General features: G+C 42.2%; 11 protein-coding genes. 5 read left to right on the plus strand and 6 right to left on the minus strand.

Annotated features, from left to right (window positions below; genetic code table 11):
* Positions 1–62: 62 nt before the first annotated feature.
* On the plus strand, positions 63–1,979 hold the full coding sequence (sir, locus tag V7K67_RS31660) for a sulfite reductase, ferredoxin dependent (RefSeq protein WP_334729776.1): 1,917 nt from the start codon (positions 63–65) through the stop codon (positions 1,977–1,979).
* 148 nt (positions 1,980–2,127) lie between these two features.
* Here sir and V7K67_RS31665 read toward each other — a convergent pair whose 3' ends face one another.
* Together V7K67_RS31665 and V7K67_RS31670 are read right to left on the minus strand one after the other, a co-directional pair.
* Positions 2,128–3,543: a folate/biopterin family MFS transporter gene (locus V7K67_RS31665; RefSeq protein ID WP_334729777.1), complete on the minus strand. Its 1,416-nt coding sequence runs from the start codon at positions 3,541–3,543 to the stop codon at positions 2,128–2,130.
* 369 nt (positions 3,544–3,912) lie between these two features.
* Complete coding sequence (locus V7K67_RS31670; protein WP_334711902.1) at positions 3,913–4,716, minus strand: Npun_F0296 family exosortase-dependent surface protein; 804 nt, start codon at positions 4,714–4,716, stop codon at positions 3,913–3,915.
* 714 nt (positions 4,717–5,430) lie between these two features.
* Between V7K67_RS31670 and V7K67_RS31675 the strand changes: the two genes are divergently transcribed.
* The 4 genes from V7K67_RS31675 (at position 5,431) to V7K67_RS31690 (ending at position 11,077) form a co-directional block, all read left to right on the plus strand.
* Positions 5,431–6,684 carry an anhydro-N-acetylmuramic acid kinase gene (locus tag V7K67_RS31675; RefSeq protein ID WP_335169973.1) on the plus strand — a complete coding sequence of 418 codons (1,254 nt, stop codon included), beginning with the start codon at positions 5,431–5,433 and terminating at the stop codon, positions 6,682–6,684.
* Positions 6,685–6,895: 211 nt separating this feature from the next.
* On the plus strand, positions 6,896–7,342 hold the full coding sequence (locus V7K67_RS31680; RefSeq protein ID WP_335169975.1) for a hypothetical protein: 447 nt from the start codon (positions 6,896–6,898) through the stop codon (positions 7,340–7,342).
* A 329-nt stretch (positions 7,343–7,671) separates the two neighbouring features.
* Entirely contained in the window at positions 7,672–8,685 is a 1,014-nt protein-coding gene (locus tag V7K67_RS31685; RefSeq protein ID WP_334729780.1) for a glycosyltransferase family 2 protein, read from the plus strand.
* A gap of 838 nt (positions 8,686–9,523) precedes the next feature.
* Positions 9,524–11,077, plus strand: a complete 1,554-nt coding sequence (locus tag V7K67_RS31690; protein WP_334711907.1) for a serine/threonine-protein kinase — start codon at positions 9,524–9,526, stop codon at positions 11,075–11,077.
* Positions 11,078–11,533: 456 nt separating this feature from the next.
* Here the strand turns inward: V7K67_RS31690 and V7K67_RS31695 are convergent, their stop codons facing one another.
* The 4 genes from V7K67_RS31695 to V7K67_RS31710 all read right to left on the minus strand — a co-directional run bounded on the left by V7K67_RS31695 (position 11,534) and on the right by V7K67_RS31710 (position 15,324).
* Positions 11,534–11,731, minus strand: a complete 198-nt coding sequence (locus tag V7K67_RS31695; RefSeq protein ID WP_094348015.1) for an NblA/ycf18 family protein — start codon at positions 11,729–11,731, stop codon at positions 11,534–11,536.
* 646 nt (positions 11,732–12,377) lie between these two features.
* The gene (locus V7K67_RS31700; protein ID WP_334729781.1) at positions 12,378–13,115 is read right to left on the minus strand and encodes a Stp1/IreP family PP2C-type Ser/Thr phosphatase; all 738 of its coding nucleotides are present in this window, start codon (positions 13,113–13,115) and stop codon (positions 12,378–12,380) included.
* A gap of 17 nt (positions 13,116–13,132) precedes the next feature.
* A complete protein-coding gene (locus V7K67_RS31705; RefSeq protein WP_334729782.1) occupies positions 13,133–14,818 on the minus strand; it encodes an ABC1 kinase family protein in 1,686 nt (561 codons plus the stop codon).
* A gap of 179 nt (positions 14,819–14,997) precedes the next feature.
* On the minus strand, positions 14,998–15,324 hold the full coding sequence (locus tag V7K67_RS31710; protein WP_179068003.1) for a DUF6825 family protein: 327 nt from the start codon (positions 15,322–15,324) through the stop codon (positions 14,998–15,000).
* Between the last annotated feature and the right edge of the window lie 304 nt (positions 15,325–15,628).

Consider the following 15,628-nt stretch of genomic DNA (forward strand, 5'->3'; position numbering starts at 1 on the left):
GTAGCCGAAGGGTGCTGATTCGGCGTCTACTAATGCTTTATTGAGAATCCTATACAAGTCTAATGGTTAAATCTGCTCCTTCCCCAATCGCTAGCCGTAAGCCTTCCAAAGTCGAAGGAATCAAGGAAAATAGTAATTTTTTGCGTGAACCTGTAGCAACTGAGATCCTTCAAGACACTACCCATTTTACCGAAAATGCGGTGCAGCTTTTGAAGTTTCACGGCTCTTATCAGCAGGATAACCGCGACAACCGCACCAAGGGACAGGAAAAAGATTACCAGTTTATGCTGCGGACAAAAAATCCGGGTGGTTTAGTACCGCCACAGCTTTATCTGGCTTTAGATAAACTAGCTGATGAATATGGCAACCACACCTTACGAGCAACTACCCGTCAAGGTTTCCAATTGCACGGAATTTTAAAGAAGAATCTTAAGTCAGCGATCGCTACAATTGTCAATAATCTGGGTTCAACTTTGGGAGCTTGCGGCGACATCAACCGCAACGTGATGGCACCACCAGCCCCTTTTAAGAATCGCCCAGAGTATCAGTATGCTTGGGAGTATGCCCAGAATATTGCCGACTTGCTGTCACCACAAACAGGCGCTTATTACGAGATTTGGTTAGATGGGGAAAAGGTAATTAGTGCTGAGGAGAACCCAGAGGTGAAGGCGGCACGACAGCGCAATGGTAATGGCACAATTATCCATGACACCGAAGAACCGATTTATGGCACGCACTATATGCCCCGGAAGTTTAAGGTTAGTGTAACAGTGCCAGGGGATAATTCGGTTGATTTGTATTCCCAAGACCTGACGTTGGTAGTAATTACTAATAAAAAGAAACAGTTAGAAGGATTTAATATTTTTGCTGGTGGTGGCTTAGGTAGAACCCACGGTAAAGAAGAAACTTTCGCTAGGTTAGCAGACCCCATCGGTTATGTAACGAAAGATGACGTTTACGACGTGGTGAAAGCGATTGTTGCTACCCAGAGAGATTATGGCGATCGCACCGATCGTCGTCATGCCAGATTAAAATATCTAATCAACGAATGGGGTGTAGATAAATTCCGCGCCCAAGTTGAAGAATATTTTGGTAAACCAGTTGAAGCCTTTAAACCACTACCAGAGTTCAAATATCACGACTTCCTCGGCTGGAATGAACAAGGTGATGGCAAGCTATTCTTAGGAATTTCCATTGAAAATGGTCGAGTCAAGGATGAAGGTTCGTTTCAACTGAAAACCGCCTTGCGGGAAATTGTCGAGCAGTTCAACTTACCCATCCGCCTCACACCCAGCCAAAACCTGATTTTTTACGATATCGAACCAGATAGCAAGGAAGCTATTCAAGACATTCTTAGCCGTTACGGTGTCGGAGACGACCCTAGTAAAATCGAACCTTTAGTGCGGTATGCAATGGCTTGTCCGGCTTTGCCTACTTGCGGCTTGGCAATCACGGAATCAGAACGGGCAATACCAGGTATTTTGGAGCGGGTTCGCGCTCTATTAGATAAAATAGGTTTACAAAAAGAACATTTTGTGGTAAGGATGACAGGATGCCCTAACGGTTGCGCTCGTCCTTACTTGGCAGAATTGGCCTTTGTTGGTAGCGCTCCAGAATCTTACCAACTATGGTTAGGGGGTTCGCCAAATCAGACTCGACTGGCACAACCTTACACAGAAAAGCTGCACCATAATGACTTGGAAAGCTTCTTAGAGCCGATTTTTGTTTACTTTAAGAAATCTCGGAAATCTAAGGAAAGCTTTGGTGATTTTTGCGATCGCATTGGTTTTGATGCCATCCGCGAATTTGCTGCCACCTACGAACCCCAAACAGCTAATGGTGCAAACAAATCGCGCCATCGGGTAAATTTGAAAGAAGAGGTTTATAGCAAGTTGAAGGAAGTAGCAGAAAGTCAAGGTAAGCCAATGACTCAATTGGTAACTGAAGCGCTAGAGGTTTACTTCCAGAATCTTTCCTAAGCCGAAAAATTGAAGTTGAAGAAGAATTCAGAAGTCAGAATTCAGAATCAAGACGCGACTCGAAAATACTCGCTACCGCTGCGCTATCGAAGACTCGGCTTAGCTACGCTATCCGCCAGTCGTACAGAATTCATTCTGAATTCTGACGCTATTCCACTATTTCCGACTCTGGTTCTCTCAATACCAAGTCAGACATCAAATCTGGCAAAAATGCTTTTCCCCCATCTTTGGGTGTCTCAGTTTGCTCCTCAGCAGCAGGTAGCCAATTGATAAATGGTAGGGGTAACAGCGTGCTGAGGTTAGTAATTACCACCAATAGCCAAAGTGACTCAAAGTTCGTGGCGGTGATCCCCAGCCAATAGGTGATTAATGCCCCAAATGCATGGGAAACCGTTCCTGCTGAATTAAATACCGACATTAACAAGGCAAATAATGTCGCTTCCACTCCAGGGGGACAAAGCCTTGCTGCTAGCACCATCACTTGCATAAAGGTAATTTTTCCCATTACAGTGAGAATAAGACTATCACCCAAACTAAACCAGTGGTCATCTATACCCAACAGTCTGTTTGTGTGAGTCACTAACAAGAGCATCGTCATCCCCAAAATTGACGAAAGAACGGTACTCCAAGCAAAAATCACCCGAAAAGGGATGCTTTTGAGGAAACGTTGAAAAATCCAAACGCCTGCTAAAGAAGCGAAACTTGTCACCAAGTGTACCCGCCCCAAAAACTCTGGTTCAAAGTGTAGTTCGTTGGTAGAGAAGTAGAAAAAGGCCGAGTCAGCATTTGGGGTAGCTTGCCAGATGAAGACAAATGCCGTTGGTAGCCAAATTGTTTTTTGGGTAATGGCTTGGCGTAGCTGCCCCAGTTGATGTTTGATCGGTAGGGGGTTTGTCTGATTACTATCTTGAGAATCTTTCTGAATAGGGGACTCAGCAATTAACCAAGCTACCCCTGAAACGATGAGAGGAAAGAAGGCGGTAATCCCAAAGACGGTACGGGTAGTAAAGTATTGAAGTAACAGACCACTAAAGTATGCTGTTATTAAGCCTCCGATCGCAGAAGCACCCCAGCACAGAGATTGTAGTGAACCGGCTGTTGCTTGTGATTCACCTCTGGCACGTTCCACAACCAGCGAGTCAACTATGACATCACTAAGGGCGACAGAAAGAGAACTAAGAGCGATCGTTAAGGTAGCTGCCCAGCTAGTATGAACTATTGTGGCCAGACTCACCCAAGAAGCAGTTCCCAATATCCCGGATAAAATCAAGTAAGGACGACGACGATAGCCAAATATAGGCAACCCATCAGAGATAAAACCAAATACCGGCTTGATCATCCAAGGTAGGAAGACAATTCCCAATAGTGCTGACACCTGGACTGGACTTAGCAGCAGTTCATCTTTGAGGAAAAAGCTCACGGCTAGACGCGATAGCCCTAAAATTCCTTGGACAAAGTAAACGGTGAGAATTGCAATTAACTCTGCATTGGGTTCATTACCCAAGAAGATTTTTTGTGTTAGTGAGTCTTTGACCTTGGACAAGCCAGATGATTGAACCACCATTTGATAAATATTTTTTAAATTTTATCTACTTTTCTATCATATCGATTCTTAAAACCTGGGCTTGAGAATCAGTTCTATCCCAAGTTAAGCCTATAGGCTGGGAATCAATACTGCTCCCCCTGCTTGCCTCAACCAAGAAATTCCAAAACCTACGCAGTATTGGGCTGGGAATGATCTTCAATGCTGAAGCCGGAGGTAATCTGGGCATTGTCTAAATGTTGTAGAGTGGCTACTCATAAAATAAATCGCCAAACAATTAGGGCGAGCTTACTTAGGTAAACTCGCCCTAACTTGTATTTAATGTTGACTTTTCACTGGAATTTTTGAAATCTTGCCTCCGGCACGCTACGCGAAGTGGAGCCTCTAGACTTATGATAATTGCAAAACTGACTTTTTCTTGACTCGACGAGTCATAACTGAAGCAGCACCCACAAAACCAATCGCAAAAACTCCTAATACAGAAGAAGACTCAGGAACTGCTTTAATAACTACATTACCGGAGATACTATTGTAGCCAGTGGCGACTGTGTGATTATCTGATTCAAAACCAGTTCCACCATTATTGCTGAATTGAACTTGATCAAAAGTTCCACCAACATCGTAGAAGTTGATAAATGCAAAGGGTTCTCCAGAATCCTGGTTTTGGAATGCCGAATTAGGATTACCGTAGTAGCTGGATTTATTTGATAAACCTGCAATATAATTAACCACATCAGCGGTGGTCATAGAATAGACGACTTTACCTTGTGAAAGAAATGTCAGTACGTTGTTAGCATCTCCTGCCGACCACCAAAGCCCAAAGTAACTTTGTGGGGTTGTCAAATTGAGGGTGGAAACTGTTTGATTATTGCCTGATCTATTGCTATCTACATCAAAATATTGACCCGTTCCACCAGCACCACCATATTGGTCTGCATTCTCGATCAGAGTATTAGTATAGTTACCAACAGTTGTTGATCCATTTTGCCATGTCAAGCCTGTTGCACTGTAACCTGCTGTTTGTCCAGTAAAAGCGTCTACATTATAATTAACAAGATTTGAGTAATTTGCAGTTTGTGCGCCTGCGTTTTCTATTGATACTGCAAAAGACGCAGCCGTTGCAGGACGGGTAATAGTAGCTAAAGACAAAACAACACCAGAAGCGATCGCAGACTTCATTAGAAAATTTTTCATTTGACAATTCCTGTTCGTTTTTTAATCTTTCGTATTCATAGCCTCATTGTGCGATGTACTTCTAGATTCCAACATCAGAGGGATTACTACTTTTTTAATTTGACCATACCCAGATAAAAATGCAGGTTCTTGGACTTTATTTAGAGGATAATCACTGATATTATGTTCTGTGATATCTATAGCTTTATGTAGAAAGTGCGAAGTTATCAGTGCTAAATTATAAACAAGCTTCATTTATAAAAAGTGCTATTTTTTAATTCGCAGACAGTTTATATTTTTAGGGTTATAGATCAAGAAGGCATGAGGCATTGTGTTATACCAAAAAATTGAAAATCAGTGCTTATTCCTTAGCTGAATAGTTTTTCAACCTCAAGTTCAAGATTATCTTGGTTCTTCTTTCAGGTAATTGCATAACCTGCATTTTGCTGTGTGATTAACTTCACAATCTTTTTATGGCAACCGATTGCATCAATTTTTACAATACATTCAGATAGTTCTAATAAATTTTATAACTCTAGAATTGCTGTAATTTCAAAATTATTCTTTTTACTTTCAGGGAACTATAATGTTCTTTGACAGGTAGCTGTCGGCTAGCCTCTCATCCCTTCCTCATCATTCATCTTTCTCCAGTCAACTATCCCACCTTACTTTTTTTGACATGGGTAGTAGCATGAATTAAACTACCTCTTGCAATCAACAAGAGAATCTCGATCAATGCATCCGACTGAAGAAGTTGCTGTTCCTACTCGCGTTATTGGTTTAATTAGTGGCACATCCGTAGATGGCATAGACGCTGCGTTCGTAGAGATATCCGGCACAGAATTGGATCTCAAAATTGAGTTGCTAGCTGGGGCAACATATCCTTATCCAGCCGAACTCAGAGAAAGAATATTGGCAGTTGGTGCAGGCGTTGCCATCTCAATGGCAGAATTAGCAGAAATAGATGATGCGATCGCCATTGTCTTTGCTCAAGCTGCCCAAAATATTCAAATTGGCCATCAGCCAGCCACTCTTATTGGCTCCCACGGTCAGACAGTTTATCATCGACCACCCAAAGAAGGAACAAAGGAGCAGGGGAGCAGGGGGAGAGGAATGCTCACTCCTCACGGGCTAAACCTTAGCTATCCGCTAACAGCACTTACCACTCCTTTGGGTTACAGTCTGCAACTAGGGCGAGGTGCATTAATTGCCCATCTTACAGCTACTACAACTGTGAGCAATTTTCGTGTTGCTGATATTGCTATTGGTGGACATGGTGCGCCTCTCGTGCCTAGAGTCGATGCTTATTTACTCAGTCATCCCCAGGAAGGGCGTTGCATTCAAAACATTGGTGGTATTGGCAATGTTGCTTATATTCCGCCTCGGTATGGTGACTGGCTTTCAAAAATTCGCGCTTGGGATACTGGCCCAGGAAATAGTCTGTTGGATCTAGCGGTGGAGCATTTAAGCGCTGGTGCTAAAACTTATGATGAAGACGGCAATTGGGCAGCAAGTGGTACTCCTTGCGATCCATTGATAGAACAATGGTTAAGCCAAGACTATTTTCATCTACCGCCGCCCAAATCCACTGGTCGAGAGTTATTTGGTATAACTTATCTGCATCAGTGTTTAAAAGATGCCCAAGCATACCAACTTAATGCTGCTGACATACTAGCAACTCTCACGGAACTTACAGCGGCTTCAATTGTTCATAGTTACCGCACTTTTTTGCCGGAAATGCCACAACGGGTACTATTATGTGGTGGTGGTAGTCGCAATCTATATCTAAAACAAAGATTACAGTTATTGTTGACATCAATACCAGTCTGGACTACAGATGAAGTCGGCTTGAGTGCAGATTTTAAAGAAGCGATCGCTTTCGCGATTTTAGCCTACTGGCGAAATTTGGGCATTCCTGGCAACCTACCTACTGCCACTGGGGCACCTCAAGAAGTGCTTTTGGGAGAAATTTACCAAGGTGAGTCCTGATTCCTGATACCGATTATCTGTGAAGTTGTATAGAACAAGTTGCTCAGAGCAAGTTGTCTCACGAGGTTTGATTTTGAGTCACAAACAATGAACAAGAATAAAAAAATTTCTTTATTCTTCACGGGCTAAACGCCCCGCTATCGCTAACGCAGTTCAGCACTGCTATAACTGTAGTCTTGGCAGCACTCGATCAAGACAGGGAATATAAAAGGTGGCTCATACTTTTTTATTAGAACCAGGACGCTGGGCAATGCAAGGAAATTGGCTGGAACGTAATGGTATGCCAATCAGCGTTAGGGGTATGACCTTGGTAGCTTGGAATCGAGATAATTGGTTCACTATGGCCACAAAATTAATATTCCCAGGTAGCGATCGCTCCGAAATCTCTCTACAATACAAGGGGCGGTTGCATGAAGGAGAGCGTCAATATGCTTTTTTACTACAACATAATATTTTGGGGCAGGTTGAAGGCGAAGGCTGGATTGGTTTAGATACTATTGTGCAGCGTTACTGGGTACTAGGCGATCGTCAGCGTCGTAGTGGCTTTGAAACCCTGCACCGGATTTCAGAAGATACATACTACCTCAATAGTGGTATCTTGGCTGGCCATTGTTTAACTAATACAATGGAAGCTAGCCTAGAGCGTCAGTCAACCTAACTAATGTCAATGCACTGCTTTACATCTAGTCCGCAAGCTTTCCACTCAAACAACTCTGGCAACCTAATGGTTTCCCAACGTCCAATATCTCATAGCTGACCTTAAGGAGTTATTGTTTATTCTCGCTGACCGACTAAGTTGTATATAGTAATTCAAATTAAATTCTAAGAAGATACAGATAGAAAAATACGTATTTATCAGTTATCAACGTTTCAACTTTTTTCTCTCTCTACAAGAATTTAGTATTGCTATTATAAAAAGGAAATTATGAAATTATCGTCAGGATTTTAGCATTTTTTACCGAACCATATAATCAGGAGTTCAGTTTCGTGAATCCTAAAGTCTCTGTCATTATCCCTGCTTACAATACTGAAGCTTATATTGCCAAAGCAATAGAGTCAGTCTTAGAGCAAACGCTTACTGATATTGAACTTATCATTGTCGATGATGGTTCTAGCGATCAAACTGTAGAAGTAGCTAAAAGTTTTACCGATCAACGACTCAAAGTGATAGTTAATCAAAAAAATCTTGGGGTTTCTGCTGCACGTAATCGTGCCCTCAGAGCAGCCCAGGGAGAATGGGTTGCTGTTCTTGATTCAGATGACTGGTATGCTCCCGAAAGATTAGAAAAGTTGATGTTGGTGGCAGAGGAAAAAAATGCAGATATGATTGCTGATGATCTTTATTTTATCAAAGATGGTGCAACATCTCCTTGGAGTACGTTGATTCAAGAAAGTGGAGAACATATAGATAAAATTATCCAAATAGATAGCGTTTATTTTGTAGAAACTAATGTCTATGGACAAGCAGGGTTACATCTTGGTTTAAGCAAGCCTATATTCAAACGAGATTTTCTATTTAAGCACGGCATTATGTACGATGAAAGCATCAGTATAGCTGAAGACTTTTGGCTTGCTCTGCAATGCTTAATCAATGGCGCTCGCTTTTTTCTTGTACCAAAACCCTATTATTTCTATCGCTCACGCCCTATTTCTCTTGTACGTCAAAATATATTGTCACGTCTAAATCAGTGCTGCATAGCTACTACTTCTTTCATGCAACAAGAGGTTGTGAAAAAAAATTCAGCTTTAGTGCATGCTTTATCTTATAATCTTGCAGTATTTAAAAAATATCTAGCTTACTTTCAAGTTGTACTGCCGATCAAACAAGGAAAATGGTTAACAGCATTGATAGAAATGAGGAAAAACCAGTATTTCTTTAGTGTTTTAATTTACAGATTTAACAATATTATCGAACGTCGAATTCAATACTATCTAATGGGTAACGAATCAGTTTTTCACATGTCTTATAACCTACGCATAAAACGGAAAAATATCAATTAGTACTATAGGAATCAGGCTTGAATAATAACCCACAAACTGAAAGGATATTTTAAAAGTCGTCTTGTCGGTAGCAAAATGTTTTAGAGCTTCATAAATTCATGCTACTTGCTTCTCCTGTTCGGAGACGCTTTTCTACAATAGGCTCCGTTAACGGGTAGGTTGCTTGAGAGTCGGCAGATCCCCTCAAGGCAGTAGCTACCCTTAAGAAGAAGAACTTTGATTCCGGCTCCTCCCTTAAAAAGGCTAAGGTCGTCTGAAAAACTTTTCATTAAACAAACCAGAGCTATCGTAATAAGCTAGAGCATAATTTATGAAGCATGAGGGCTATGGATTTGATAAAATCTGCCCAGTATAGCTTCATATTACCCCATCAGGCTTTATTGATATTCAAAACCCTGCACTCATTGCTCAGTTCTCAGAACTCTGTGGTTGAGTGTGGTACTCCCTAATTAAGGTTTTTGGTAGATACTAGAGTTATCTATTCAGTCAAAATTGGGCAAACTAAAACTACATCACAATATAAAGTGCAAAATGGTGTAAAGCGTTATTAGAAGTATACCCTTTCTGCTTATTTTATCTGTCATGTTGCACCAAATGTAATAAACATCTCGGTTGCAAACTGCCAGATCGTGAGACTGAAAGAGCTAGTACAACACTGCGGAAATAGATCAACCATTGGAAATCGCATAAAAGCCTATCCTATAAGCTTTTTGACTTCCGACTTCTGCCTTGCAGTACGAGCGTAGAAAGTCATTTCTGGGCACAATAATTTAGATATCAGTTTGAATGCACTTTTCCTCCCAAACACTTACAACCTGCTTTTGGAGTCGAATTTTCTATGTCAGACCCTAACATTGGTCGCTTACTCAGCAAACGCTACCAACTCCAGGAGTTAATCGGTACTGGAGCAATGGGTCGAGTTTATCGTGCTAAAGATACTTTATTGGGAGGTGTACCTGTTGCAGTTAAGTTTCTCGCTCTATCAATCCAAAATGAAAAGATGCGATTGCAAGACCGCTTTGAGCGAGAAGCAAAAACCTGTGCTTTACTAGGGCAAAAAAGCATTCACATTGTCCGAGTTATGGACTATGGCGTAGATGACAATAATACCCCGTTCTACGTCATGGAATACTTACAAGGACAAAGCCTGAACAATATTATTCGCAAGGAACGACTGCCTTTAGCAAGATTCCTGAGTATGGCACGTCAACTCAGCCTGGGATTACAGTGCGCCCATGATGGTATCCCCGTTGAGGGTACTATTTGCCCAATTATCCATCGCGATGTCAAACCAAGTAATATGCTGGTCATTCAAGATCCCAGTTTCGGAGAATTGGTCAAGGTTCTAGATTTTGGTATTGCTAAATTATTACAGTCAGATGGCGACCATACAAAATTCTATTTGGGGACATTGGCCTATTCTTCTCCCGAACAAATGGAGGGTAAGGAATTAGACAACCGTGCCGATATTTATAGTTTGGGCGTCATGATGTTTGAGATGCTCACAGGTAAAATGCCACTAGTGGCACCAACTCACTCTTTTGGAGCATGGTATAAAACACATCACTATCAAAAACCACGTTCTTTTGCTGAGGTCGCGCCTGGATTAGAACTACCAAGAGAACTCGAAAATTTGGTGATGAGTTGTCTCGCTAAGGTAGCACGCGATCGCCCCCAAAGTATCACTGAAATCCTCAAAGTTCTAGCATCTCTAGAAAAGCCTGAGCATACACGCAAAGTTAAACAAGACAGCCATGCCCTAGTTCCTACTACTATAGTTAGTCCTGAGCTTGAACAAAAGACAAAAGCCGATTTGCGGGTATCCTGGTCGAACGATGAAATCGCTCGTGCCATTTCCTGGCCCCCCAATAAACCAATTGCCGATATTGTCTTTCCCCAGGCCATTCACATCAGTGGGGAGGCTTTACCAGCTTTATGGGTGATGCTACCGCAGGAGGAAATTCAAAAACGCTTACTCTGTACCCGCTATAACCAATTTCTGTTTATCTCTATTCCCCATCCCATGCTGCTATGGATTACTGTCATCTACAACCGTAAGCATGGCGCTAAATGGTTGCCTTATTACCTCGATCTCAAAAGCAGTCTTGGTCAAGAAATTGTCCGGTTACTACAGCACACGGGTTACTACCGCTTGTTATTCTTTGCACGAGAAACACCAAATCGCTGTACCCATATCTTACTTTCCAGCGTCGCTTCTGCCCAGCGTCAACGACTGCAAGAGTGGGTCGCAATGAGTAACACGTTGGTGTCTTCTGCCGACCCGCAAATCAGTAAAAGTTTACTAAAAAGTGAGTACGAAAAAATTAAGCCTCAAATTATCACAAAACTGGAAAGTATTGACACAGATTCCCCATACGATCTTTGCAGCTAGGAATAATTTTTTAATGTTACTAAGGGCTGGTCACTACCGGAATGTAAACTTTTATAAACAAAGTATATATAAAGATGTAAGTTCTAGTTATATGTATAAAGAGTGAAATCAGTAGCTGCTAAAGCAGTGCTATCTTAAGTTCTCTCTGAATCTTCTTGTGTACATATTCCACGAAATTGTAAATTTACGCAGGTGTGGTTCTCAGACTAGACAAAACAAAAAGGAGTTTGGCTAAAGCAAACAACAAATTTAGCCTACAATGCTAAAGTTAAGTCTAGACTCCAGCAAATATACTGTAGACAGTGTTTACTAGTTCTTCGTTAGTTTTGTGAATTGGAATTTTGCGTCCCTCTTGTGGAGTTACTTATCGAAGTTGACGCCCCGACATCCCCAGCTCTTTTCCTCCTTGGAACCAAGCAAGAGAAGGAGGTCGCCCACTGCGACATCAGAACGATTCTATGCCATAGTGGAACCGGAATCTAAGCCCCACTGATGCTTCAGGAGTTCTTGATAGGTTGCCTCACGCACGACCATTTGCTCATAGAGCTTTACTAAAAAGTCTTTAGCTTGCTCGTGGCTCATATTTTGCACCTGAGTGGAGAATGAGCAGATGCTGAATTGCTGTTCCAAGGATAGTTTCATTGGTTGATTCATAATTAACTCCGAAAAAACAACGTGTAAAGGTGATATCGCTCACAGAAGTCCAAATGGGATAATAATTGGACTGATATCTGTCCAACATTTGTTCCTCCGTATTAAGAAAGATAACAACTGTTTGACAGATTGCCTACATCCTAAATGTGGAATTTTTCTGGTCTGATATCTTGCACCTAATCCTACTGATATACCACCCAAGTCAACCGAACCATATTCCGGAAAATAGGCTCTATTTAGTCTTGGATAAGTATAAATACCTCCCTAACTCATTATTGCTTGATCTAACTCTCCTTTGAGGAGAATATCAGATGCTACCCTTAAACGTCTTGGTCTTTTTGCTGAAAAAACCTAAGATGCTGTCTGCTCCAGTATAGAGGAAGCTTTGGAGGGCAGGGATTTTAAGGAGGTTGGGAAATGAATGGTAATAAGCGTGAATTATAGTCCCTCTACCTTATTACGTGCAAGATGTCAATTCACCAATTTATGCAAATTTAGCCTCATTAGGTGATTTTGGAGGCTAAAAATATTTGTATCAAATTGTAAAAAGGAAAAATGCTCACGCTGAACAAATTACTGAGTATATTTACCAGATTAATCATTTTTCAGTTGTTCTTTGTCTTGGAAAATAACAAATGACCAATGACTAATGACTATTTTCTTCGAGTGAGAGGATGACAACTGTGATGTTATCGTGCCCTCCGTGGTCTTTGGCAGCCTCAACTAGAGAGATGGCGGCTTTATCAAGCCAAGGAGTGTCTTGGAGGCAGCTAGCAATCTTTTCCTCGACAAGTTCTTCTGTAAGACCATCACTACATAAGAGCAAGCGATCGCCAACTTTTACGTCTAATGGTTGCACATCAATCTGATGCAAGTCTTCACGCCCCAAACAGCGAGATAATACATGACGAAAAGGATGGGATCGTGCTTCTTCAAAGGTGATGTCACCGATTTTGATGGCCCGTGCAACCCAAGTGTGGTCTTCTGTTACCTGTTCTAATTGTAACTCTCGGAAGCGATACAGTCGGGAATCCCCAACATGAGCACACCAGGGCGACTCTGGGGCGCGAAAAATCACCGCTACAACCGTTGTACCCATATCGGCACGTTCGGGATGGCTTTGCTGATCTTGCAAAATCGCTTCATTGGCACCCCACAAAGCCCGCTCTAGCAATTCTTGAGAAGATTTAGAAGATTCCCAATTGGCGACTAAATAAGCCTGAATTTCTTCAGCGGCAATCCGACTTGCTTCTTCACCTCCTGCATGACCACCCATGCCATCGGCGACAATGAAAAACCGCCCTTCTGGGTCAATATAGTAAGCATCCTGATTATTAGAACGAATAAGTCCCGGATCGCTAAAACCCGTGAAATTAAGTTTCATAAATTTTGCTGCAACAATTAATACATACGATCGTAACGGTCGAGGCGTGAAAGTAGTCGGATCAGGATCACAGAAAGCCCTGCTGCAATTAAACCAGGCAGCAGTGCCAGCCATACATAATCCTTAACCACTAGGATAGTAGCTGAAAGCGTGAAACCGCTGATCAACAGAGCATAGCTTATTGAGAGTTGAATACTGCTCTGTCGTCGCAGCAGGCGTTCAGTTTCTATAGACCGAACGCGCAAGCGCATGTCTCCCTGCTCTAGCTTTTCTAGTGTATCCTCTAATCTACGTGGGAGACCAAAGGCGGTACTACTTACCTGAGCTGCTTGGCGACTTAATTCGTTAAGAAAGCTATTCCCCTCAGAACCATTCATATCGGTCATAAGTTGCATTGCATATGGTTTGGCAACTTCCATAAAGTTAAATTCTGGATCTAAGCCTTTGCCTACCCCTTCTAGGGTAGAAAAGGCTCGCATCACAAAAGTGAAAGTTGCTGGAAATCTAAATGGCTGATTATAAGCTATTTCGTAAAGGTCGTCACTGATTGCTGCGACTGATTGGTTCTCAAAGGGCTTATCCATGAAATTGTCCAACATATACTGGACAGAACGCCGCACTGGCCCCATATCATCGGTTGGGGCGATCGCGCCTAAATCGATGAGAGACTGAACAACGCGATCGCCATCTTTTTGAGCAATGCCAAACAGTGTTTCCATCAGTCCTTCACGGACGTTGGACTTAATTCGCCCCATCATGCCGAAATCGTAGAATATTAAAGCACCGTTTGCACTAACGGCAATATTGCCTGGGTGAGGATCGGCGTGGAAAAAGCCACTATTGAGTAATTGTAGTAAGTAGGCTTGAGCGCCTTGACGAGCGATCGCCTTTCGATCCAAACCTGCTGCTTCTAAAGCTTCGTATTGGCTAATTTTAATTCCAGGGAGATATTCTAAAGTCAGCACTCTAGAAGTGGCGTAACGCCAGTATATTCTGGGGACGTTCACCCAATCGTAGCCGCGAAAGTTCCGGCGGAAAGTATCGGCGTTACGACCTTCATTAAGATAATCAATTTCTTCCCAAAGAATGCGGCAACATTCTTCGTAAATACCCAACCAATCTCGTCCCCGTCCCCATTTGGGATGGTTCTGAAAGTAGCGAGTAATTCCCTTGAGAATCTGTAAATCTATTTCAAATAACTTCTTTAGTCCAGGACGTTGTACTTTGACAACAACCGATTCCCCAGTATGTAGCACAGCTTTGTGTACTTGCCCCAAGCTAGCAGCAGCTAAGGGAATCGGTTCAAAATTATGGAAGAGTTCAGGAATTTTTTTGCCTAATTCTTTCTCAATGATCGCTTCTACTTGCTCATAGCTAAATGCCGGTACTTTGTCTTGTAACTTGGCCAGTTCTTCTACATATTCACCGGGGAATATATCAGCACGGGTAGAAAACAATTGCCCAACTTTGATAAAGGTTGGCCCTAAATCCAGTAGGGTATTGCGAATCCAGACTGCTTGGGTTTTGCGCCTTGTAGCTTGCTTTGCCTCAGTCACACCACCCGGATAACTCCAAGATTTGTTGTATAGCCAAAGTTTGAACAATAAGGTCAAGACAAAAGACCAAATGTCCACAAAACGCCGTCTGCTAGAGTATTTTTCCCGATTCCAACGGTATGCCTTCTCTGAATAACCTTGTTCCATATACTTTGTGTACCGTTGGTTTGCGACCGAATCACTTGGAAGAAAAGACACTCTGATTCCTAAACTGTTTTTTTCTTAAGTGTCCTTTGTCATTTGTCCTACCCTGCGGGAAGCCGCTGGCGCGTCTATGTCATTCGTACATAATTTTTCACCAATGACTAATGACCAATGACTAAAATTTATGCAGAAGTTCGGCGATAATGTTGCAATTCTGTTCGTAAGAGGGCAATTTCTGCTCTTAATTCGTCAATATCTGCTTGCAAGTCACCGGAATCAGAACTGGCTTGCCCAGTACTTGCGGTAGCTTGACCAGCATTAGCTGATTCTGTTGCCCGATTTGCCCGCTCTAGGACTTCTTCTGTAAACTGGCGCAGCTGCTCTCTAGCTTCTGCATCAAATTTGCCCAGATCGCTCAAAGCATCGGTCAAGGCGACCTCTAAACGCTCATTAACTACTTCTGCTACAGCTCTGCCTACGAAAAAGGCTTGCACAAGGGGATTACTCATAAATTTTTGTTACGTTGCACCGCAAGAGAATTATAACTTGCCTGTATGCTTTGCGGCTTCTGTTGTTGAGCTATAAATTTACATAAGGCGATTGCTTTATTTATGACATTCCAGCAACTCTTGATAATATTGCTCTGGTGTACTCGGTAAATAAGTCGTCGTTTGCAAAGTTTGTTCCCTCAATTTGAAACCTTGGGTAATGTTAATCCGGCTGAGGAAATCGATATCGTGGGAAATTACCCAAATAGCTCCTTAGTAATCATTGATACCTACTACTATTTGTTCAACAGTTTCAATATCCAGG

The organism is Nostoc sp. (assembly GCF_036917155.1).
Classification (GTDB): Bacteria; Cyanobacteriota; Cyanobacteriia; order Cyanobacteriales; family Nostocaceae; genus Nostoc.

Coding starts and splice junctions, on each gene's coding strand:
- sir (WP_334729776.1), top strand. CDS start 63: ATGGTTAAATCTGCTCCTTCCCCAATCGCTAGCCGTAAGCCTTCCAAA.
- V7K67_RS31665 (WP_334729777.1), bottom strand. CDS start 3,543: ATGGTGGTTCAATCATCTGGCTTGTCCAAGGTCAAAGACTCACTAACA.
- V7K67_RS31670 (WP_334711902.1), bottom strand. CDS start 4,716: ATGAAAAATTTTCTAATGAAGTCTGCGATCGCTTCTGGTGTTGTTTTG.
- V7K67_RS31675 (WP_335169973.1), top strand. CDS start 5,431: ATGCATCCGACTGAAGAAGTTGCTGTTCCTACTCGCGTTATTGGTTTA.
- V7K67_RS31690 (WP_334711907.1), top strand. CDS start 9,524: ATGTCAGACCCTAACATTGGTCGCTTACTCAGCAAACGCTACCAACTC.
- V7K67_RS31695 (WP_094348015.1), bottom strand. CDS start 11,731: ATGAATCAACCAATGAAACTATCCTTGGAACAGCAATTCAGCATCTGC.
- V7K67_RS31700 (WP_334729781.1), bottom strand. CDS start 13,115: ATGAAACTTAATTTCACGGGTTTTAGCGATCCGGGACTTATTCGTTCT.
- V7K67_RS31705 (WP_334729782.1), bottom strand. CDS start 14,818: ATGGAACAAGGTTATTCAGAGAAGGCATACCGTTGGAATCGGGAAAAA.
- V7K67_RS31710 (WP_179068003.1), bottom strand. CDS start 15,324: ATGAGTAATCCCCTTGTGCAAGCCTTTTTCGTAGGCAGAGCTGTAGCA.